The sequence below is a fragment of the Dokdonella sp. genome (assembly GCF_039926425.1).
In the GTDB taxonomy this organism is placed as follows: domain Bacteria; phylum Pseudomonadota; class Gammaproteobacteria; order Xanthomonadales; family Rhodanobacteraceae; genus Dokdonella_A.
This window is the reverse complement of record NZ_JBDSWZ010000170.1, coordinates 1-20,984: the sequence shown is the minus strand read 5'-3', so window position 1 is coordinate 20,984 and position 20,984 is coordinate 1. Positions and strand designations below refer to the sequence as shown.

15 protein-coding genes are annotated in these 20,984 nt (G+C 62.7%); 2 read left to right on the top strand and 13 right to left on the bottom strand.

The window, feature by feature from the left end; all coding sequences use genetic code 11:
- Positions 1 to 13: 13 nt before the first annotated feature.
- Positions 14 to 319 (bottom strand): PilZ domain-containing protein, encoded by a 306-nt coding sequence (locus ABIV12_RS10175; RefSeq protein ID WP_348058868.1) that lies wholly within the window; start codon positions 317 to 319, stop codon positions 14 to 16.
- Between the two features lie 248 nt (positions 320 to 567).
- Between ABIV12_RS10175 and ABIV12_RS10170 the strand changes: the two genes are divergently transcribed.
- Positions 568 to 1,506 (top strand): crotonase/enoyl-CoA hydratase family protein, encoded by a 939-nt coding sequence (locus tag ABIV12_RS10170; protein ID WP_348058866.1) that lies wholly within the window; start codon positions 568 to 570, stop codon positions 1,504 to 1,506.
- 16 nt (positions 1,507 to 1,522) lie between these two features.
- On the opposite strand, the gene ABIV12_RS10165 is transcribed toward ABIV12_RS10170, so the two are convergent.
- The 7 genes from ABIV12_RS10165 to ABIV12_RS10135 all read right to left on the bottom strand — a co-directional run bounded on the left by ABIV12_RS10165 (position 1,523) and on the right by ABIV12_RS10135 (position 11,173).
- Entirely contained in the window at positions 1,523 to 3,718 is a 2,196-nt protein-coding gene (locus tag ABIV12_RS10165) for an ATP-binding protein (RefSeq protein WP_348058864.1), read from the bottom strand.
- Positions 3,719 to 3,754: 36 nt separating this feature from the next.
- Complete coding sequence (locus tag ABIV12_RS10160) at positions 3,755 to 4,807, bottom strand: two-component system response regulator (RefSeq protein WP_348058862.1); 1,053 nt, start codon at positions 4,805 to 4,807, stop codon at positions 3,755 to 3,757.
- A 222-nt stretch (positions 4,808 to 5,029) separates the two neighbouring features.
- On the bottom strand, positions 5,030 to 6,553 hold the full coding sequence (gene lysS, locus ABIV12_RS10155) for a lysine--tRNA ligase (protein ID WP_348058860.1): 1,524 nt from the start codon (positions 6,551 to 6,553) through the stop codon (positions 5,030 to 5,032).
- Between the two features lie 68 nt (positions 6,554 to 6,621).
- Positions 6,622 to 7,747 (bottom strand): peptide chain release factor 2 gene (gene prfB, locus ABIV12_RS10150; RefSeq protein WP_348058858.1). Its coding sequence is split into 2 segments (ribosomal slippage): positions 6,622 to 7,671 and positions 7,673 to 7,747, totalling 1,125 coding nucleotides; the frame shifts between segments, so codons are not numbered across the junction.
- A gap of 55 nt (positions 7,748 to 7,802) precedes the next feature.
- Positions 7,803 to 9,470: an asparagine synthase B gene (asnB, locus tag ABIV12_RS10145; RefSeq protein WP_348058856.1), complete on the bottom strand. Its 1,668-nt coding sequence runs from the start codon at positions 9,468 to 9,470 to the stop codon at positions 7,803 to 7,805.
- Between the two features lie 438 nt (positions 9,471 to 9,908).
- Positions 9,909 to 10,331 (bottom strand): universal stress protein, encoded by a 423-nt coding sequence (locus ABIV12_RS10140; RefSeq protein ID WP_348058854.1) that lies wholly within the window; start codon positions 10,329 to 10,331, stop codon positions 9,909 to 9,911.
- A 17-nt stretch (positions 10,332 to 10,348) separates the two neighbouring features.
- The gene (locus tag ABIV12_RS10135) at positions 10,349 to 11,173 is read right to left on the bottom strand and encodes a universal stress protein (protein ID WP_348058852.1); all 825 of its coding nucleotides are present in this window, start codon (positions 11,171 to 11,173) and stop codon (positions 10,349 to 10,351) included.
- A gap of 306 nt (positions 11,174 to 11,479) precedes the next feature.
- On the opposite strand from ABIV12_RS10135, the gene ABIV12_RS10130 reads away from it, so the two are divergent.
- Positions 11,480 to 12,043 carry a cytochrome b gene (locus ABIV12_RS10130; RefSeq protein ID WP_348058850.1) on the top strand — a complete coding sequence of 188 codons (564 nt, stop codon included), beginning with the start codon at positions 11,480 to 11,482 and terminating at the stop codon, positions 12,041 to 12,043.
- A gap of 124 nt (positions 12,044 to 12,167) precedes the next feature.
- Here the strand turns inward: ABIV12_RS10130 and ABIV12_RS10125 are convergent, their stop codons facing one another.
- From ABIV12_RS10125 to ABIV12_RS10105, 5 genes are all read right to left on the bottom strand, one after another.
- Entirely contained in the window at positions 12,168 to 14,720 is a 2,553-nt protein-coding gene (locus tag ABIV12_RS10125; RefSeq protein WP_348058848.1) for a cation-translocating P-type ATPase, read from the bottom strand.
- Between the two features lie 300 nt (positions 14,721 to 15,020).
- Entirely contained in the window at positions 15,021 to 16,817 is a 1,797-nt protein-coding gene (locus ABIV12_RS10120) for a DHHA1 domain-containing protein (RefSeq protein WP_348058846.1), read from the bottom strand.
- A 20-nt stretch (positions 16,818 to 16,837) separates the two neighbouring features.
- Positions 16,838 to 17,317, bottom strand: coding sequence for a transcription elongation factor GreA (gene greA, locus ABIV12_RS10115; RefSeq protein WP_348058844.1), 480 nt, complete (start codon positions 17,315 to 17,317; stop codon positions 16,838 to 16,840).
- Positions 17,314 to 20,538 carry a carbamoyl-phosphate synthase large subunit gene (carB, locus tag ABIV12_RS10110; protein WP_348058842.1) on the bottom strand — a complete coding sequence of 1,075 codons (3,225 nt, stop codon included), beginning with the start codon at positions 20,536 to 20,538 and terminating at the stop codon, positions 17,314 to 17,316. Before carB ends, greA begins: the two co-directional genes overlap by 4 nt.
- Positions 20,522 to 20,984, bottom strand: a 463-nt coding sequence (locus ABIV12_RS10105; RefSeq protein WP_348058840.1) for a hypothetical protein, incomplete at its 5' end; no start/stop codon positions are given. The genes carB and ABIV12_RS10105, both read right to left, overlap by 17 nt.

The window sequence follows — 20,984 nt, the reverse complement described above, 5'->3', positions numbered from 1 at the left end:
GCCTGCCGTCAGGTCAGGCGGAATACGGTTCGAGCCGGTCGGCGTAGCCTCCGAGCAGATTCCACAACGGAATCTCCTTGTTTTCCGGTATGCGCGCATAGGCGAAGCCGAGTTCTTCGTCATTGATGCGCGCAAGACGTGCCTCGACGTGGATGTTGAGCGATTCGCCGATCAGCATGTCCAGCGAAAAGAGCTCGCCAGTCAGTCCGTTCCAGTTTTCGGGTCGGCCGACAAGAACGCCGGTGGCCGAAATATCCAGAATTTCGCCGCTCCACGCATTCTTGCCGCTGCTGATGAACACGGCAGAGCGGATCGCCATGCGCGCAGGTCGGAGCCCGGCGTTTTCCTGTCTCTTGCTGTCCAATTCCTTCCCCCGCCCCCCGGAAAGTGCCATCAAGGCAACCCCGAATCATAGTATGTCCAATATTCACATGTGACACGATTTGTCAATGTTGAGGGATTGTTGCGATAAACTTTGGGTGATCGTCCCATTCCGGGTTTTTCGGATGCAGAGCGTCCTCCGCTCGGCCAGCGATCGGCGAGCGGGCACAACAAAGGGGTAAAGCCATGACCGCCGTCGAACTGTCGCACCGCGACCCGGATTTCAAGCTGCTACGCGCAATGGAAGATGCCGCAACCGGCACCCACTGGTGTTACATGCACCGCAAACAAGCCTCGCAGACGCGCGGCTATCGCCCGTGCTTCTCCACCTACCTTCTGAAGGAGTTGCGTCAATACCAGGCGCAAGTCTCCGAAACGCTGCGCCGCCCGCTTCGCTCCGTGGATGCACCGCCACTTCGCCACCTCGTCGTCGCATCGGACGCCGATGTGTTCAATCTCGGCGGTGACCTCGAGCTGTTCTGTCGGCTCATCCGGGCGCAGGACCGCCAGTTGCTGATGGCCTACGCGCGCCAGTGCGTCGAAGTGGCCTATGGCTTCCACAATCATCTCAATGACGACATCCACACCATTGCGCTGGTACAAGGCGATGCACTGGGCGGCGGGTTCGAATGCGCTCTGTCGTGCCAGACCATCATCGCGGAAAGCGGCGTAGGCATGGGGCTGCCTGAGGTTCTGTTCGACCTGTTCCCCGGCATGGGCGCCTATTCCTTTCTCTGCAAGCGCGTACCGCCAAAACTCGCGGAAGAGATGATGCTCAATGGAAATGTCTACTCCACCGATGTGTTGCACAAAATGGGCGTGGTCGACGTCCTCGTTCCACGCGGAGACGGGGAAAGTGCCGTCCACGACTTCATCAAGCGCAGCCAGCGGATCAGCCACGCGAGGTCGGCGATGAATCGAGTCCGCGAGATCTGTCAGCCGGTCACGCTGACGGAGCTGACCCAGGTGGTGGAAGTCTGGGTCGACACCGCCCTGCAACTCGGCGAGAAATCGTTGCGGACGATGGAACGCCTGGTGCGCGCCCAGCACAAGCGGACCGAAGGACTGGATCATGTCGAACCGCTTGAACGCGCCGCGTTCGTCCGATCGGCCGCTGCAACGTGAACCCGGTCCGCGCCACTCAGTTCGGATCAAAGCGATGGGAGGCCGGATCGCTCGATGCGCTCCGGCCATCGCCCTTGCGCTCCGACCGCAATGCATTCTTCAGTTCGACGCGCGCGCGTTCGTGCTGTTGGCGCAACCCGTCGACGCACGAGAGCCAGTCGCGCGTCAGTTGCCAGTTCGGGAGGCGCATCGAAGCGGATGCGTCGGCGACAAGATGGCATGCGCCCATGTTCGCCGCCACGCCCTTGAGCGCATGGCACTGGTCGCGAAACGCATCCCAATGCCCGGTGGCGCCACAACGCGACAGCTCGCCGATGATCTTCAGCGAATCCCGCAGGCACTCGTCAACGAACAGCGCAACAAAATCGTCGCCGAGCTGCAGCTCGGCAAGTCCCTGCAGCGCCTCACTTGAAATCGCCGCTTCCTGTGGGTCGCGCGACGCGACGACGGAACGCGCGACCGCCGGTTGCGCGTCCTGCTTGTCGACGCCAATCGCGATCTCGGTGAGAACTTCCAGCAACCGGTTGAGCGCAACCGGTTTGGAGAGGAACGCCCGTGCGCCCGCCTCTTCGCAAGCGCGCACGGTCGTCGCCAACGCGTCGGCACTGAGGATGATGAACGGCGTCACGCGTTGCCCGGCCTCCATGACGCGTGCCTGCCGCAACACATCGATGCCGCTGAGCCCCGGCATGTGCAGGTCGATGATCCCGGCGTCAAAGCGTTCGTTTTCAATTGCGGAAAGGACTTCCTCGCCGCTGTGAACCACGTGCACTTCGTGGCCTGCCTTGTTCAACAGCCGCCTCAAAACCGTAATGTTCGCTTCCTGGTCGTCCGCAATGAGCAGGCGCATCGACCGCACGCGCAGCCGGTGCCGCATGAACGGATCGTCGAACGCAATGACGTTCTCGCGCGAGGCCGACCGCTGGCTTTCGACTTCGACGTCGAGCAATTGGACCACCGGGAACGGAATTTCCACCCAGAAGTGGGATCCCGCGCCGTGGATGCTCTCGAAACCGATTCGACCACCCAGCAGCTCGGTCAACGATTTTGCGATCGTCGTGCCAAGCCCGGTCCCGCCGTGCCGCCGTCCATGCCCACCATCGGCCTGTTCGAAGGCCTGGAAAATGCGTGCCTGGGCGTCCGCCGGAATGCCGATCCCGGTATCGCGTACCGAAATTCGCAGCGCGGCCACTGCAGGATCCGGGTGAGCGGCGCGGCTGACCTGGACCGAAACGGTGCCGCGTTCTGTGAACTTGATTGCGTTGGACACCAGATTGACGAGAATCTGTCGCAGGCGATCGCCATCCCCGCGGAGCGCGTCCGGCACGTTGTCACTGGTCGCAATCTCGAATGCGACTTCCTTGGCCAGGGCAGTTGGCTGCAGCATCACCTGGATGCCGTGCAAAAGGTAAGACGGCTGGAATTCAGAGTCGGTGCGCTTGAGTTTGCCGATCTCGATCGCCGAAATGTCGAGGATGTCCTCGACCAACGCGAGGAGCGACCTTGCGGACGTCTGGATCACTTCCGAACATTCTCTCTGCTCGCTGCTGAGCTTGGTGGTCGCGAGCAATTCGGACATGCCGATGACGCCATTGAGTGGCGTGCGCAACTCGTGGCTCATGTTCGCGAGAAAAACGCTCTTCGCCGCGTTGGCGCGCCGCGCCTCGTCGGTTGCGCGGGTCAGCGCGTTCAGCAATGAACTGAGATAGGACGGAATCGCGATCAGTCCAATCAGAAGGCCCCACGCGAGACGCTGATTCTGATGCCAGTATTCGGTACCGAGGATGACGATGAGGAAAGAAAGCGTCGCCATCGCAACCGCGACTTTCAGGTACTGCGTGCCGAATCGCAGGCCGTTGCCGATGGCCACCCACAGATACACGATATAAAGCGGAGCCAGTCCCGGTCCGTTGATCGTCATCAGGATGCCGAGAGTGGAAAAGTCGGCCACCATGCCGATCACGCGGCGAATGAGTGACTTCCCGGGCCTCCTGAAGATTGCAACGACAAGCCCGAGGCCCACGACGGACTCCGCCACGAGGACGCCCAGCGTCCACGAAAGGACACTGTCGTGCCCGCCGGAAAATGCCGCGAGGGCCGCCAGATAACAGAAAATCAGGACAGCGATCAACAGTCGGACGAGTGCCTGCTCATGTTCGCTGTCGGCTCGCCCTGCAAACCTGGCCTTCACCGCTTGGGGTAGCCGCCTCATGGGGTTCCGTCCTCCGGCCGTGCGCGCCGCAGAATATCAGGCGTCGACGCGCGGCAACACGAGTCTGGCGTGCAGGATTTCGATGATTCGTGCTTGATTGGCGAGTAAGACATCGACACATGCAGGATCAAAAAGCGTGCCACGATTGTCGATCATGTACTGCGACGCTTCTTCCAGGCTCCATGCGCGCTTGTACGGACGCTCGGACGTCAGGGCGTCGAACACATCGGCTACCGCGACGATCCGCGCAGGCAGCGGGATATCGTTGCCGCTCAATCCATCGGGATATCCGCTTCCGTCCCACCGTTCATGATGACGAAGGGCAATGAGCGCCCCCATCTGGACGAAGCGGCTCTGGCTGTCGCGCAGGATCTCGTAGCCGATCACCGGATGTCGCCGCATGACCGCGAATTCTTCGTCGGTGAGGACACCGCGCTTGAGCAGCACGGCGTCCGGCACGCCGATTTTTCCGATGTCATGTAATGGTGCAGCGGAGGTCAGCGTTCGCACGTCCTCCTCGCTCATGCCCATGCCTTCGGCAATCAATTCGGCGTAATGGGACATTCGCACCAGATGGATGCCAGTACCGACATCGCGGTATTCGATTGCCTTGGCCAGCCGATACAAGGTCTCGCGCTCGCGTTGCTCGACTTCATGCAGCCCGGCCAGCACCCGCTCCTCGAGCGATCGGGCGCGCTCCTTCACCGACTCGCCTTGCTGGCGCAATTGCAGGAGATTGCGACAACGCGTGCGCAGTTCCCGCGGCCTGACCGGCTTCACCAGAAAATCGATCACACCGGCTTCCAGTGCCGCTTGGCGCACCGGCTCGTCGCCCACCACGCTGATCAAGACGATTGGAACGTCACGGCGCGACAATGAGCGTCGGAATCGGCGCGCGAATTCGAGCCCGTCCATCTCGGGCATGCGGTAGTCCAGCAGCACCAGATCCGCGACATTGCCTTCCGACCAGCGCAGTGCGTCGATCGGATTGCCGAAATCGGAGGAGCGGACGCCGGGTCCGATTGCCTCGACCACGTGGCGAAGCATCGTTCGTGCGGAAGGCTGGTCGTCGACGATCAGTACGTTCATGCGGAAACTCCGCGGCCGGTTTCGGCCTGGGCAAGCCTGCCACCCAAGTTCCGCAGACCGCGGGCAGCGGCAACGGACACGATGCAGGCCGGAATCATCATTCGCAAAAAACCACCGGATCAGGACAGCAGGCTAGCACAACCGCCCTCACCTTTGCTCCCTGGAACCGGGTGGTTCCCGGGCGCCCCCATCGCGGCGCCGGTGCCAGAAGTATACAAGTACTCAGAAGACTTCCGGACGCATGTACGGAAACAGCAGGACGTCGCGAATCGACGGCACGTCGGCGAAGAACATCACGAGCCGATCAATGCCGACACCGAGCCCACCGGTTGGCGGCATTCCGACTTCGAGCGCGCGGATGTAGTCGGCATCGAAATGCATCGCTTCATCGTCACCGGAATCCTTCGCTTCCACCTGCGCACGAAAGCGCGCCGCCTGGTCTTCCGGATCGTTGAGCTCCGAGAAGCCGTTCGCCAGTTCCTTCGCGCCGACGAACAGCTCGAAGCGGTCGGTGACGGCAGAATCATGATCGTTTGCGCGCGCCAGCGGAGAGACTTCGACGGGATATTGCGTGATGAACGTCGGCTGCAGCAGGTGACCCTCTACCGTGCGCTCGAAAAGTTCGAGCAACAGCTTGCCAGCCCCGAACCCGGGTTTGACGGCGATTCCGAGCCGCGTGCAATGGCGCGCCAGCGCATCACGATCGCCAATCTCGGCGACGTCGATCCCGGGATTGAAATGCCGCACGGCGTCGGCCATCGGCCAGCGACGGAACGCCGGCCCGACATCGATGTCACGCCCCTCCCACGTCAGGTTCGTGCCACCCAGGGTTGCGACGGCCATGTCTCGGATCAGACCTTCGGTGAGATCCATGATCTCGATGTAGGTGGAATAGGCCTGGTAGAGCTCCAGCATGGTGAACTCGGGGTTGTGCCGGGTCGACACGCCCTCGTTGCGGAAATTGCGGTTGATCTCGTAGACACGATCGAAACCACCGACCACCAGGCGCTTGAGGTACAACTCCGGCGCGACGCGCAGGTACATCTGCAAGTCGAGCGCATTGTGATGCGTGACGAACGGCTTCGCGGTCGCGCCCCCCGGAATCGGATGCATCATCGGCGTCTCGACTTCCATGAATCGCCGTTCCGGTGCTTCCAGCCACTGACGCATGAAGCGGATCATGTGCGAACGGAGTTCGAACACGCGGCGCGACTCCGGCGTGACGATGAGGTCGACGTAACGCTGGCGATAGCGCTGCTCGACATCGGCGAGCCCGTGAAATTTGTCGGGCAATGGACGCAGTGATTTCGTCAGCAGGCGAAGATTGTCGACCTTGATCGAAAGCTCGCCCGTCTTCGTCCGCATCAGTCGACCCGATGCGCCGAAAATGTCACCGACGTCGCTGCTCTTGAACGCGTCATAGGCGCTCTCTCCCAGCGTCGCCTGATGAATGAACAGCTGGATGCGACCGCTGACGTCCTGGATCTGCGCGAAGCTGACCTTGCCCTGCACACGCTTCAACACGATGCGGCCAGCGACCGACACGTGACGCGCGGCACCTTCGATCGCTTCAGCTGTCCAGCGTTCGACGTCGTCGAACTCGTTCTGCAGATCGCCGGCGAACGCACCCATCCTGAAGTCATTCGGAAAGGCGACTCCCTGCGCACGCAGTGATCGCAATTTCTCGCGACGCTCGGCGATCAGCTTGTTCTCATCAGGAGGAAGGGTATCGTCGGAATCAATCATGAGTGGCGGCGCGGCTCGTTTCAGGGAATCGCCGCAATCCGATCACCGGTATGCGGTCGTGCATGCGTTCAAGCGTCGATGCGTTTGGAGCCTGCTTCAAGACCCGACTTCAGGCTCGCCTCGATGAATCCATCGAGGTCGCCATCGAGTACTTTCTGCGTATCGGTGCGCTCGATGCCTGTGCGAAGGTCCTTGATGCGCGATTGGTCGAGCACGTAGTTGCGAATCTGGCTGCCCCAACCAATATCGGATTTGGTCGCCTCCAGCGCATCCTTCTCTGCGTTGCGCTTTTGCACCTCGAGTTCGTACAGCTTCGCCTTGAGCATCTTCATCGCGCGATCACGATTGGCGTGCTGCGAACGTTCCGTCTGGCACGCAACGACCGTATTGGTCGGAATATGCGTGATGCGCACCGCCGATTCGGTCTTGTTGACGTGCTGTCCGCCGGCACCCGACGAACGATAGACGTCCGTTCGCAGGTCGGCTGGATTGATGTCGATCTCGATGTCGTCATCCACTTCCGGCGACACGAACACCGAAGTGAAACTGGTATGGCGGCGGTTGTCGGAATCGAACGGCGATTTCCGCACCAGGCGATGCACGCCGATCTCGGTCTTCAGCCAACCGTATGCGTATTCGCCCTCGACGCGGAACGTCGCACTCTTGATGCCCGCCACTTCGCCCGCGCTCGCTTCCAGCAATTCGGTTTTCCACCCACGCGTTTCGCACCAGCGCAGGTACATGCGCAGCAGCATCTCGGCCCAGTCCTGCGCTTCGGTGCCACCGGCACCGGCCTGGATGTCGACGAACGCATTGGTTGGATCCATCTCACCGGAAAACATCCGTCGGAACTCGAGCGCGCCGACCTGCGCTTCGAGTTTCGCGACATCCTCCAGAACCGCGATCGCGGTGTCCTCGTCCTTCTCGTCGATCGCAAGAACAAGCAGGTCTCCCGCCTCGCCAAGATTTTCGCTCAGGCTGCGGATGCCGCCGACGACGCGTTCGAGATTCGAGCGTTCCTTGCCCAGATCCTGCGCGTGCTGCGGGTTGTTCCAGATGTCCGGATTTTCCAGCTCGCGAGAGACTTCTTCGAGGCGCTCGGCCTTTGCATCGAAGTCAAAGATACCCCCTGAGCGATTCGACGCGCGCCTTGAGGTCCGCAATCTGCGCCTGGATCGGATTGGTTTCGATCATGTTGATGGCTTCGGTTGGGCGCCGGGCAACGGCGCGTTGATAACCCGCAATCTTATCAAGCCAGTGCCTGACTGTGTACGCCGCGCACCGATCGACCCGACGGATCCGCCGCGTTGGCAAATGCCGGATCCCACGCGAGCGCCGCCGGCGTCGAACATGCAATCGACTTGCCGCCCGGCACTGTGGCCGCGCAAGCCTCGCCCGGAAAGTGCTTCTCGAACAGGCGTCGATAGAAGTACGCTTCCTTCGTCGCCGGCGTATTGTGCGCAAACCGCGTGGCAGCGGCCGCGAACTCGCGATCACCGACGGCGAGTTCGGCGTGCGCTTTCAGCCCGTCGATCCAGCCGTAGCCGACGCCGTCGCTGAACTGCTCCTTCTGGCGCCACAGGATCGAATCGGGCAATGCCCCGACAAACGCCTCGCGCAGCACCGCTTTCTCGATGCGTCCATTGCCCGCCATCTTGTGCACGGCGTCCATGCCCATCGCAACATCGAGAAACTCCAGGTCGAGGAACGGCACGCGTGCTTCCACACCCCACGCCATCATCGCCTTGTTCGCGCGCAGGCAGTCGTAGCTGTGCAACGCGTCGAGCTTGCGCACGGTTTCCTCGTGGAACGCCTGTGCCGTCGGCGCCTTGTGGAAATACAGGTAGCCACCGAAGATCTCGTCGGCACCCTCCCCCGACAGCACCATCTTCACGCCCATCGCCTTGATGCGCCGGGCCAGCAGGAACATGGGTGTCGCCGCGCGGATGGTGGTGACGTCGTAGGTCTCGATGTGCCGGATGACCTCGGGTAATGCATCGAGGCCTTCGGCGAACGTGTAGACGAATCCATGGTGCACGGTGCCGAGCGCATCCGCAGCAATCTTCGCGGCAGCCAGATCGGGCGAGCCGTCCAGACCGATCGCGAACGAGTGCAAGCGCGGCCACCAGGCCTCGCTGCGGTCGTCGTCCTCGACACGTTCGCGCGCGAACCGCGCGGCACATGCGGCGACCAGCGACGAATCGAGCCCACCCGACAGCAGCACGCCATACGGCACATCAGTCATCAGTTGGCGATGCACCGCCTGCTCGAAGGCCGCACGGAGCTCGCCATCGCCGAGGTGCTTGCCGCAGGTTACCGCATGTTCGCGCCACGGCTTGTCGTAGTAGCGGCGCAACTGGCCGCTCGCGCTGTTGTAGACATGTCCTGGAGGAAACGTCGAGAGATCCGCGCACAGTCCGACCAGCGCCTTCATCTCTGACGCGACACACAGTCGCCCCTGCGCATCGTGCCCCCAGTACAACGGACACACGCCAAGCGGATCGCGCGCGATCAGATAACGTTGCGCGGCCCCGTCCCACAACGCGAAAGCGAAGATGCCGTTGAGCTGCGGCAGGAATTCGTCACCGTGCTCGCGATAGAGCGCATTGATCACTTCGCAATCGGAGCCGGTCGTGAAATCGTAGGCACTCGCGGCGCGCAGTTCGCGGTGGTTGTAGATCTCGCCGTTCACTGCGAGTGCCAGCGAACCGTCTCGGGAGCGCAGCGGCTGTGAGCCACTGGCAGGATCGACGATCGCGAGACGCTCATGCACGAGGATCGCACCGGCGTCGACGAACACGCCACTCCAGTCCGGCCCGCGGTGACGCTGGCGCTGCGAGAGCTCCAGCGCCTGCAGCCGCAGCGCCGCAAGGTCATCGCCGGGCTGCAGGTCGAACATTCCAAAAATCGAGCACATGGTCATTCCTCATCTTTGATTGGATCCGGAAGCCCTGCGCCGGAAAGTGCTCCTGCATTTCCGGCATACCGGCCATGCATGGCCCTCGCCGAAAAATGCTCCTGCATTTTCGGCATACGGACCATCCATGGCCCTAAAACGACGAAGGCCCGCACTTGGCGGGCCTTCGTCGCGTAGCTGTCGTTCGAACCTCGGCTACGCGCCAGCCCACCCGTTTTCGCGGGGGTTGTTGTTCGAACGGTTATTGGCGCGAGCGATGCGCAAGCCTGCCGATGCGCGGCGTGGGCCAGGCGTGGGAGGAGTGGGCATCGAACTGGACATGCGACGATGACAGCAGATCGCCTTCCGCGATGCAAGCGCCGGTCGCGAGGATGTCACGCGCCGCGAGCGCTTGCCCGCTTCGTGCCCTTGCGGGCTGCCCCGCAGCCCGCAAGCGGATTATCGGACGACGAGGACAGGCACTTCGCTGAGCGACATGGTCTTGGCGGTCACGGAGCCGAGCAGCAGACGCCCGAGCGTCCCGTGGCCGTGCGATCCCATCACGATCATCTGCCTGTGCTTGCTCTTGGCAACATGGGCAATGATCGTCGCTGGATCTCCAGTCAACGCCACTGCACGACAGGGCACGCCTGCGCGCTTGAACAAGGCGAGCGTCGAACGCATGGCCATTTCGCTGGATTCTGCGTGATATCGATCGGCGGCTTCGACGCCGACCTCCGTCGTCAGTGAGCGACCGAGTGGCAGGTCGACGTTCAATACCAGCACGTCCGGCTTGCTGCCAAGAATCCCCGGATTCTTCATCAGGAACCTCGCCGCCTTCAGACCCTGATTGCTGCCGTCTGTCGCGAGTAGAATTTTCATCGAATTCCCCGTCTCTATCAGTGGCACATGAAGAGCGGAATATGCGCGTGATTCAACAGGTGTCGCGTTGCTCCGCCGAGCATCCTCTCGCTCAGGCGAGATCGTCCGTAAGCGCCCATGACAATCATGTCGGCGGCGATGTCCTTCGCCCGCTCGAGCAAAGCGACACCGACCTCGTCATCGGTGGCGTCGAATGGTTCGACGCTGCACCGCAAGCCATGCGAGGCAAGATAGGCCTCCAGATCGAAGGGTGGATGCCAGTTCCAGCCCTCCTGAGAATCGTCGGCTGTCGGCTTGAACACCACGATCCGCGTTGCCCGTCTCAACAGCGGCAACGCAGCATGGACGGCACGCACTGCTCCACGCGAGCCGTTCCAGGCCACCGCGATGCATTGCAACCGAGCGACAGACGCGACGTCCGGGGGTGCAATGAGACACGGGTGACCGATCGTGACGATCAAGTCGCCCAATGCGTCAGGAGACGTCCACGCGCTTCCAGCACCGGACTGCAGTATCACGAAATCGTGCCAGTCTCCGGCGATCGCCAGAGCTTCGTCCAGCACTCCCTCGACCACTTGCCAAGTGCATTTCCCGACCCCGCGACCGCTTGCCCAGTGCGTGAAAGCCGGGCCTGCGGCGCACGCATTGTCGCGGCTGACGAGCAGCGCCTCGGTGACGTCATTCATGAAGACAGGAGCGTCGATCACCGCCATCGGAACGACGATCTGTGCAGAGTAGAGACCGGTGAGAGATGCGTTGAGGACAACGCTCAGATCCGCCGCAAAATCCAGCGCGGGGCTGAACGTCTTGCAGGTCATTGCGTGCGCCAGGATGTTGATCATGCGTCGGGTCCTCCTTCCTTGGTCGACAGTGCATCGAAAAGCCACGTTCGATCTTGATGCAAGTCAAGTCCGTGCGCCGCACGTCCCGCTCCTTGACGTTCATCAACATGCAGGGGACTTGACGAAGCGCAACACGCGCGACGCTCTGGCAGTGCATCTTCGCAAAACACCGCACCTTCAATTGACCGCATGCGCGGTATTGACGCCATTGGGTTCGTGGAAAGGTGCGTTGAGTCCGGTGAATAGCCGTACCTCGCGCGCGTTGCCGGGGTCGCCCCGGCCCACTTACGCAGAATTGGGAATGCCATGAACTTCAAAAACACCGCTTTACGTTATGGATCCGTATCGATCGCCATGCACTGGCTCATGGTCGCGTTGATGGTCGGCGTCTATGCCTGCATCGAGTTGCGCGAGTTTTTTCCAAAAGGAAGCGATCTTCGCGAGTCTCTGAAAACGTGGCATTTCATGCTGGGCCTCGGGATTTTCCTGCTTGTGTTCGCGCGTCTTGCATTCCGCACGGGCCCGCGCCCTTCCATCACGCCGCCGATTCCCCGATGGCAGCATTTCGTTTCCGTGCTCATGCATCTGGCGCTCTACGTTTTCATGATCGTGATGCCCCTCCTGGGATGGCTGACGCTCAGTGCCGAGGGGCATCCCATTCCGTTCTTCGGACTGCATCTGCCCGCCCTGGTGAACGCGGATCCATCGATCGCCGAATGGGCGGACGAACTCCACGAAACCATCGGCGTGACGGGCTATTACCTGATCGGTCTGCATGCCGCCGCGGCGCTTGTCCACCACTACTTCATGCGCGACAACACCCTGATGCGCATGTGGCCGCGCCTGACGCGCGCTCGTCGGGGAAGGTAATCAGCGCCCCAGGATGCGGGCGGAATGCGAGCGACCCGCACGGACCATCCCAGTCCACACTGCGTTTCAGTCTCCACGGACAGGGTCGTGGCTGCAGTGGCGTTGCCGCCGGGGCGAATTGGCGTCAAACGCCCAGTCTGCGTTTGGCTTCGAGTGCTGAGCGAGCCCGGCGGTTGTCGAATCGACGCGAGCCGGCGAGCCACAGCGCTGAAATCCCGATCATCAGGCTGGTGGCGATCAAGGACGCGGCATCGGGCACTGCGAGGCCCATCAGGTTTCGTACGACCGGCACGCCGATGACGAAGACGAGTAGCCCGGTGACGCCTCCGGCCATTCGCCGCAACCACGGGTTTCCGCCCATCCTTTCGCTGCGCAGCACGTGTGAAGGATCGCTGCTCGCCAATGTCAGCATGTACACGCCGACGACCAACGCCATGAAAACGGCGGTACGGGCCAGCGGAACCGCAACGCCCGATTTTGTCAGCACGGCGAATCCGAGCAGCAACACCACGGCCAAACCCAGGCCCTGCAGGACAGAATGACGAAGACCGGCAAGGGCAAACGGCGACTCGGAGGGCGAGCGCGGCGGACGTGTCATCACGTCGGGCTCCGCCGCTTCCGCTTCGAAGACGATCGAGCAAGCCGGGTCGATGATGAGCTCGAGCAACACGATCTGCACCGGCATCAACAACGCCGGCCAGTGCAGCAAGGCCGGCACCAGGGCGAGCGCGATGATGGGCATGTGCACCGCAAACACGAAGCGCGTCGCCTTGGTGATGTTGTCGTAGATCCGGCGCCCCTGTCCGATGGCGGCAACGATGCTGGCGAAACTGTCGTCGAGCAATACCAATGCGGCGGCTTCCCGCGCCACATCCGTCCCGCGTTCACCCATTGCGATGCCGACGTCCGCTGCCTTCAGAGCCGGTGCATCGTTGACACCGTCGCCCGTCATGGCGACGACCTCGCCACCCTGGCGCAGGACCTGCACCAGCCGAAGCTTCTGCACGGGTTGCATCCGCGCGCACAGATCGACGTGACGCATGCGCTCGCGCAGCGCGTCGTCGTCGAGCGCATCCATTTCCACACCGGTAACGATTTCAGGCCGCTCGCTGAGACCCACGTCGCGCGCCACGGCCCGGGCCGTCGCCGGATGGTCGCCGGTCAACATGATGATCCGGACGCCGGCGGCGCGACATTCCGCAATTGCCGCTGCGACATCCGGCCTTGGTGGATCGACGAAACCGATCAGTCCGAGAAAATGAAAGGTGAAATCGTGTTGGCTCTCTGGCCATTCGCTCCCCTGCCACTCACCACGGGCGACGCCGAGCACGCGAAGTCCGCCTTCGGCCATTTCCTCGACCTGACGCAGAAGCTCGTCCCGACGGGCGGACGGCAGATGGCACAGATCCGCAACCGCTTCGGGAGCTCCCTTCGTCGCGAGGCGATACCGCGAGGGCGATTCGCCGGTGAATACGCGCGTCATTGCGAGTATCTCGGCCGAAAGACCATATTCAAACGTCGGTGACAAATCGGCATGGAAATGTTCGGTCGAACCCAGCCATCGACGTCCGAACGACTGGATCGCCTTCTCCATCGGATCGAATGGATCACCGGGCGTCGCCAGCATCGCGAACTCGACCAGCTCGTGAAACGTTTCCGGCAGATCGACTGCGGCTTCGTCGACGAAGGTCTGACCATGCGCAGACAGCTGCGCCACGCGCATGCGGTTCTGGGTCAAGGTGCCGGTCTTGTCGACCGCCAGTACGGAAATGGCACCCAACGCCTCGACGGCCGACACGCGCCGCGTCAGCACCTTGCGTTTCGCGATCCGCCAGGCGCCCAGTGCAAGGAAGATCGTCAGGATGACCGGGATCTCTTCCGGCAGGATCGCCATTGCCAGCGCAATTCCGGCCAGCATGCTTTGCACGAACCCATGGCCATCCCAGAGCCAGCCGAGCAGGCAATACGTGGCCGCAAGCAACAGACCCCCCGCGGTCAGGTAGCGGATCAGTTTGCGTGACGCCAACTGCAGGCCGGATACGGGCTCCGGCGCTGCCGCCAGCGCCTGTCCAATGCGTCCAACCGCCGTCGCGGCAGCCGTAGTAATGACCTCGGCGGTGCCGACGCCCTTGGTGACGACCGTGCTTGCAAAGAGCAGCGCGCCGGCGCCGGTCACCGGCAGCTTGACGACCGGAACCGCCTCGCCGGTCAGCAGCGATTCGTCCACGTCGAGATGTCCCTGCAGCAGTACGGCGTCGGCAGCAATGCGGTCGCCTTCATGGAGCACCAGCAGATCGCCGCGTACGACGTCCCGTCCCGGGATTCGAATCTCCAGCCCCGAACGTATGACGAGCGCACGGGGTGCAGACAAATCCCGAAGCGACTCGAGCGCGCGCTGTGTCTTGCTTTCCTGGGCAATCGTGATTGCAATCACAACGAATACGAAGGAAAGGAGGAATGCGGCTTCCGCGCGATCGCCCAGCGCAAGATAGAGGCCGCCCGCGGACAACAGCATGAGGAACATCGGTTCGAGAAGTACGCCGGCGGCCATCGCGAATACCGACCGGGATGCGCTGCCGGGAAGGATGTTCGGACCGTCGTCGACCAACCGGCGCGCTGCCTCCGCTGGATCCAGACCGGTCAAGTTGCCCGTCCGGGGCGCTTCGTTTGCGTTCATCCGTCTCTCTCCGTTTTTCAACGCCAGCCCGTCGGTAGCTGTGCTGGATCGGAAGCGGCGGCGCCGGGAATGATCCGTTCTGCCGACACGCGTACCGATGCGCCACAGACTCGCAGGCACAAGCCCCCGCTACGCAGGGTGCCGCGGATCCGGTGTCGTCCCCTTGATGTGCATCAATGCCCGCGAGGATCGATGCGGCGCCGAATGCCATTGCGCCGAAGCCCTGATGACAGCGGGATGGCGCCGGACGGGGAATATGGCGGAACCGTCGAACCTGTCGCGCAAGCGCCGACCGGCGCCTTACACCGCCTGGAGATGACGAACGAGCAATTGCAGCCGGTCGCGTCCATTCCACTGATCGACATCGAGCTGATAGACCGCTCGGACCCGTGACGGCGGCGGCATCGATTCGAGTGCGTTGAACATGATCGCCTCGAGACACTCGGCGCGCCCGTCGAGCCGCAGTTTCAGTTTCAGATGGCGCTCTCCGACCGTGCGCCAGGACTCGACATCGAACGCATTGTCGAACGCAGGCTCGGCAAACGCCTGCCCCCACGGCGCCGCGTAGCGCAGGGCTTGCGCAGCGTCGAACGTGAAATCGCCGACGTCGAGTTCGCCATCGCTCCAGACGCATTGCTCGAGCAGGTCGGCGCTGATGCGCCGACGCGCGACGGCATCGAATTGCGCCGCGAACCGTTCGAGGTTTGCATGCGGCATCGTCAGGCCCGCCGCCATCGCGTGACCGCCGAACCGCGTGATCAGGCCCGGGATGCGGGCATCCACCTCGGCGAGCGCATCGCGCAGATGGAAGCCCGCGATCGAGCGCGCAGAACCGCGCAATTCGGTACTGCCCGATTCCGCCGGCGCACATGCGATGACCGGCCGGTTCAGCCGCTCCTTGAGCTTGGACGCCACGAGACCGACGACGCCTGGATGCCAGTCCGGTTCGTACAGCACGATGCCGCACGGCAACGCGTCGTCGCGATACCGCTCCACGAAACTGCCGACCATCGCCTCGGCCTGTTCGACCATGGCCGACTGCAATTCCTGTCGTTGCGAGTTGATCGCCGAGAGCTGTGCGGCCAATGAAGCCGCCTTGCCCGGTTCGTCGCACAGCAGGCACTCGATGCCGAGTGCCATGTCGTCGAGTCGCCCGGCGGCGTTGATGCGCGGACCGATCGCGAAACCGAGGTCGCTGGCCACTGTTCGCGTCATGTCGCGGCCGGCCGCCACGAACAGCGCGGCAATGCCCGCGCAACACCGGCCGGAACGGATACGCCGAAGGCCCGCCTCGACGAGTATCCGGTTGTTCGCATCGAGCGGCACCAGATCGGCGACGGTGCCGAGCGCGACCAGATCGAGGAGAACCGCAAGGTCCGGCTCGGGTCGCGCGTCGAACGCGCCTGCGACACGCAAGTGCGCACGCAGTGCCAGCAGCAGATAGAACATCACTCCGACGCCGGCCAGCGCACGACTCGGAAACGCATCGTTGGTCCGCGCGTCGGCCGAGCACGATTCGCATGGCTGCGGCGTGTGCGAACAGCGCGCAAAACGCGTGACGGCGGGATTCACGATCGCGTCGGCTGCGGGCAGGCTGTCGCCCGGCAGATGATGGTCGGTGACGATCACGCGAATGCCGCGCGCCCGCGCAGTGGCGACGCCGGCGTGGCTCGCGATGCCGTTGTCGACCGTGACGATCAGATCCGGCGTTTCTTCACCGGTCAGTGAATCGACCAGCGCCGACGACAGGCCGTAGCCATCCCGCGACCGGTTGGGTACGCGATACGCCACGTTCCGCGCGCCGAGGAGTCGCAGCCCGCGGACCGCCACCGCGGTACCGGTCGCTCCGTCGCAATCGAAATCGCCGACGATGCAGATGCGGCTGTTGTTCGCGATGGCTTCACCCAGCAGGACACAGGCGTTCGCGATGCCGCCGAGCGCCGTCGGTGCTGCCATGTCCGCGAGCCTGACGCGCGCCAGATCGGGCGGACCCAGGCCGCGCGCCGCGAATACGCGAGCGATCAGCGGATGCAGGTCCGACGGCCAGTCGCCGACGTATCCGCTGGCTGCGCGACGACGGATTTCGATGGATTTCATGGACCGGCGACGCTTGGGCGTCAGTCTTCGTAGCGCACGCCGGTGATTTCGTAGTTGCGTGTTCCGTTGGGCGCCTGGAACTCGAAGCTGTCGCCTTCGTTCTTGCCGATGAGCGCGCGCGCGAATGGCGACGACACCGAAATCAGCCGCTGCTTGATGTCGGCCTCCATGTCGCCAACGACCTGGTAACTCACCTTCTCGCCCGAATCCTCGTCTTCCAGATCGACGATCGCGCCGAAGACGATGCGCTTGCCGGCATTCAGCCGACTGACGTCGATCACGTCGGCCTGCGACAGCCCGAACTCCAACTCGTTGATGCGGCCTTCGGTGAAACTCTGCATGTCGCGAGCGGCATGGTATTCGGCGTTTTCCTTCAGATCCCCGTGCGCACGCGCTTCGGCGATCGCCGCAATGATCCGCGGGCGCTCCTTCGATTTCAGGCGATCGAGTTCGACGCGAAGGCGTTCCGAGCCCTTCTTCGTCATCGGTGGACGATTCATGCGAGTTCCTTGTGCAGTTCCTGCAGGCTGTTGACGTCGTCGCTGTCGCGGAAATCCATCGAATGCAGCAGCGCCTTGGCGCCGCTCACGGTCGTCGAATAGGTCACGCGTTGCTGCAACGCCTCGCGGCGGATGGAAAACGAATCGGAAATGGCCTGTTTTCCTTCGGTCGTGTTCACGATGAAGGCGATTTCACCATTCTTGATCAGGTCAACGATGTGCGGGCGTCCTTCGAGCACCTTGTTGATGCGCTCGCACGCAATGCCCTGCGCGTCGAGGAAGGCATGCGTACCGCCGGTTGCGACGATTCCGAACCCACGCGCCAACAGGTCGCGCGCGACGTCGAGCAGGCGTTCCTTGTCCGCATCGCGCACCGACAGGAACGCCTTTCCAACGGTCGGGGCGCGAATGCCGGCCGCCTCGTGCGCGCGCGCGAACGCGGCACCGAAACTGCGGCCGACGCCCATCACTTCGCCGGTCGAGCGCATCTCCGGACCGAGAATCGGATCGACGTTCTGGAATTTGAGAAACGGGAAGATCGCTTCCTTCACCGAAAAATACCCTGGCACGACTTCGTGCGTCGCGCCCTGTGACGCCAACGACTGGCCGACCATGCAGCGTGCCGCGATCTTCGCCAATGCGACTCCGGTCGCCTTGGCGACGAACGGCACCGTGCGCGACGCGCGCGGATTGACTTCGAGAACGAAGATCGTTTCGCCCTGCACCGCGAACTGGGTGTTCATCAAGCCGACAACCTTCAGTTCTCGCGCCATCATCGTGACCTGGCGACGCAATTCGTCCTGAATCGCAGGCGAGAGCGAATACGGCGGCAACGAACAGGAGGAATCGCCGGAATGCACGCCGGCTTCCTCGATGTGCTCCATCACGCCACCGATCAGCACGTTTCCCTCGGCGTCGACGACGACGTCGACGTCCACTTCGCCCGCGTGATCGAGAAAGCGGTCGAGCAGAACCGGTGATTCGTTCGAGACGCGCACCGCCTCGCGGATGTAGCGCGAGAGGTCGGCGTCGTCATGCACGATTTCCATCGCGCGCCCACCAAGCACGTAGCTGGGTCGCACAACCAGCGGATAGCCGATCTCGCGTGCAAGCGCGATGGCTTCGTCGGCATTGCGTGCCGTCCGGTTCGGGGGCTGGCGCAGGCCGAGCTTCTCGATCATTTTCTGGAAGCGTTCACGGTCTTCGGCGAGATCGATCGAATCGGGCGATGTGCCGATCACCGGTACACCAGCCGCCTCGAGCGCGCGTGCGAGTTTCAACGGCGTCTGGCCGCCGTATTGCACGATCACACCCTTCGGTTTTTCCTTGTCGACGATTTCCAGCACGTCTTCAAGCGTCAATGGCTCGAAATACAGGCGATCGGATGTGTCGTAGTCGGTCGACACGGTCTCCGGATTGCAGTTGACCATGATCGTTTCATAACCATCGTCTCGCAGCGCGAGTGCCGCGTGCACGCAGCAGTAGTCGAACTCGATGCCCTGGCCGATGCGGTTCGGGCCGCCGCCGAGCACGATGATCTTGTCGCGGTTGGTCGGTTCCGCCTCGCATTCTTCCTCGTAAGTCGAGTAGAGATACGCCGTTGTCGTGGCGAATTCCGCAGCACATGAATCGACGCGCTTGTACACCGGCCGCACGTTGAATGCGCGGCGCAGCGCACGCACGGCGTTCTCGTCGGTGCCGACCAGTTCGGCGAGTCGTCCGTCCGAGAACCCCTTGCGCTTGAGGCTTCGCATGCGCGCCGCGTCGAGGGCAGCCAGCGCGCCCGCCTTGATGTCGGCCTCGGTTTTCACGAGATCCTCGATCTGCACCAGAAACCACGGGTCGATGTGCGTCAGCGCAAACACGTCAGCGCCGGAAAGGCCGGCGCGATACGCGTCTGCCACGTAGAAAACCCGATCCGGGCCGGGCTCGCGCAACTCGCGCTTCAGCGTCGCCAATCCTTCCGGCGTGGCGGTGTCGAGTTTGCTCGGATTGAGTCCGTTCTTGCCGGTTTCGAGTCCTCGAAGCGCCTTCTGCAGCGATTCCTGGAATGTGCGACCGATTGCCATCACCTCGCCGACCGATTTCATTTGCGTGGTGAGTCGCGAATCGGCGGACGGGAATTTCTCGAACGCGAAGCGCGGGATCTTGGTGACGACGTAGTCGATCGCCGGCTCGAACGATGCCGGTGTCAGACCGCCGGTGATCTCGTTTTTCAACTCGTCGAGCGTATAGCCGATCGCGAGCTTCGCTGCGACTTTGGCGATCGGAAAACCGGTGGCCTTCGACGCCAGTGCCGACGAACGCGACACGCGCGGATTCATCTCGATCACGACGACGCGCCCATCCTGAGCGTTGATCCCGAACTGCACGTTGGAGCCGCCGGTGTCGACTCCGATCTTGCGCAGCACCGCGATCGATGCGTCGCGCAGTCGCTGGTATTCCTTGTCGGTCAGCGTCTGAGCCGGCGCGACAGTGATCGAGTCGCCGGTATGCACGCCCATCGGATCGAAGTTCTCGATCGAACACACGATGATGCAGTTGTCCGCGGTATCACGGACCACTTCCATCTCGAATTCCTTCCAGCCGAGCACCGATTCCTCGACCAGCACTTCATGCACCGGCGACAGGTCGAGTCCACGCTTGACGATGTCCTCGAATTCCTCGCGGTTGTACGCGATACCGCCGCCCGAACCGCCGAGCGTGAAGCTCGGACGGATGATCGTCGGATAGCCAACCTCGGTCTGCGCTTCGACCGCCTGCTCGAACGTGCGCACGACGCGCGCCTTCGGGCATTCCAGTCCAATTTCGCGCATCGCGATACGGAACAGTTCGCGGTCTTCGGCCATGCGGATCGCATCGCGCGACGCGCCAATCATCTGCACGCCGTATTTTTCGAGGACTCCGTTGTCGGCAAGATCGAGTGCGCAGTTGAGAGCCGTCTGGCCGCCCATCGTCGGCAACAGTGCGTCAGGCCTCTCCTTGGCGATGATCTTCTCGACCGTGCGCCAATTGATCGGCTCGATGTAGACAGCGTCCGCAGTGTCCGGATCGGTCATGATCGTTGCTGGATTCGAGTTCACCAGCACGACCCGATATCCTTCTTCCTTGAGCGCCTTGCAGGCCTGCGCTCCGGAGTAGTCGAACTCGCACGCCTGCCCGATGACAATCGGACCCGCGCCGATGATCAGGATGGTGCGTAGGTCAGTTCTTTTTGGCACTGCTGTTTCCCTGCGGGGGTGTTGCCGCCTCGGCGGGCGTGGCCGAACCGACCGGCGTGACGATGCGCACGCTGCGGATCGTTTCGGCGGGTACGTCCAGTTCGATCGACCCACCTTCCGGTCCGAGCTGGATCTTCAACGCGGGGTTCGTGTACTTGGTCAGCATCCCGCGGCGGATCGTGTTGAACGTGGTTTCGATGATCAGTTCGGAGCCGATCCGGTTTTCCAGATCCTTGTACTCGATGAGCTCGCTCTCCGATTTCGCCGGCTCTGCCGCCCTGGCTTTCGCGGCAGCAGCCATCTTGTCCTTCGCCCAGATGTGCGACGGCGCAGCGGCGGCCGCAACGGAAACGAATGCCGCAATGGCGGCCGCGCGGATCAGTGGGACATTGCGATTCTTGACCATGTCGATTACGCCGCGGCAACCGCGCGCGCCTCCATCAGTT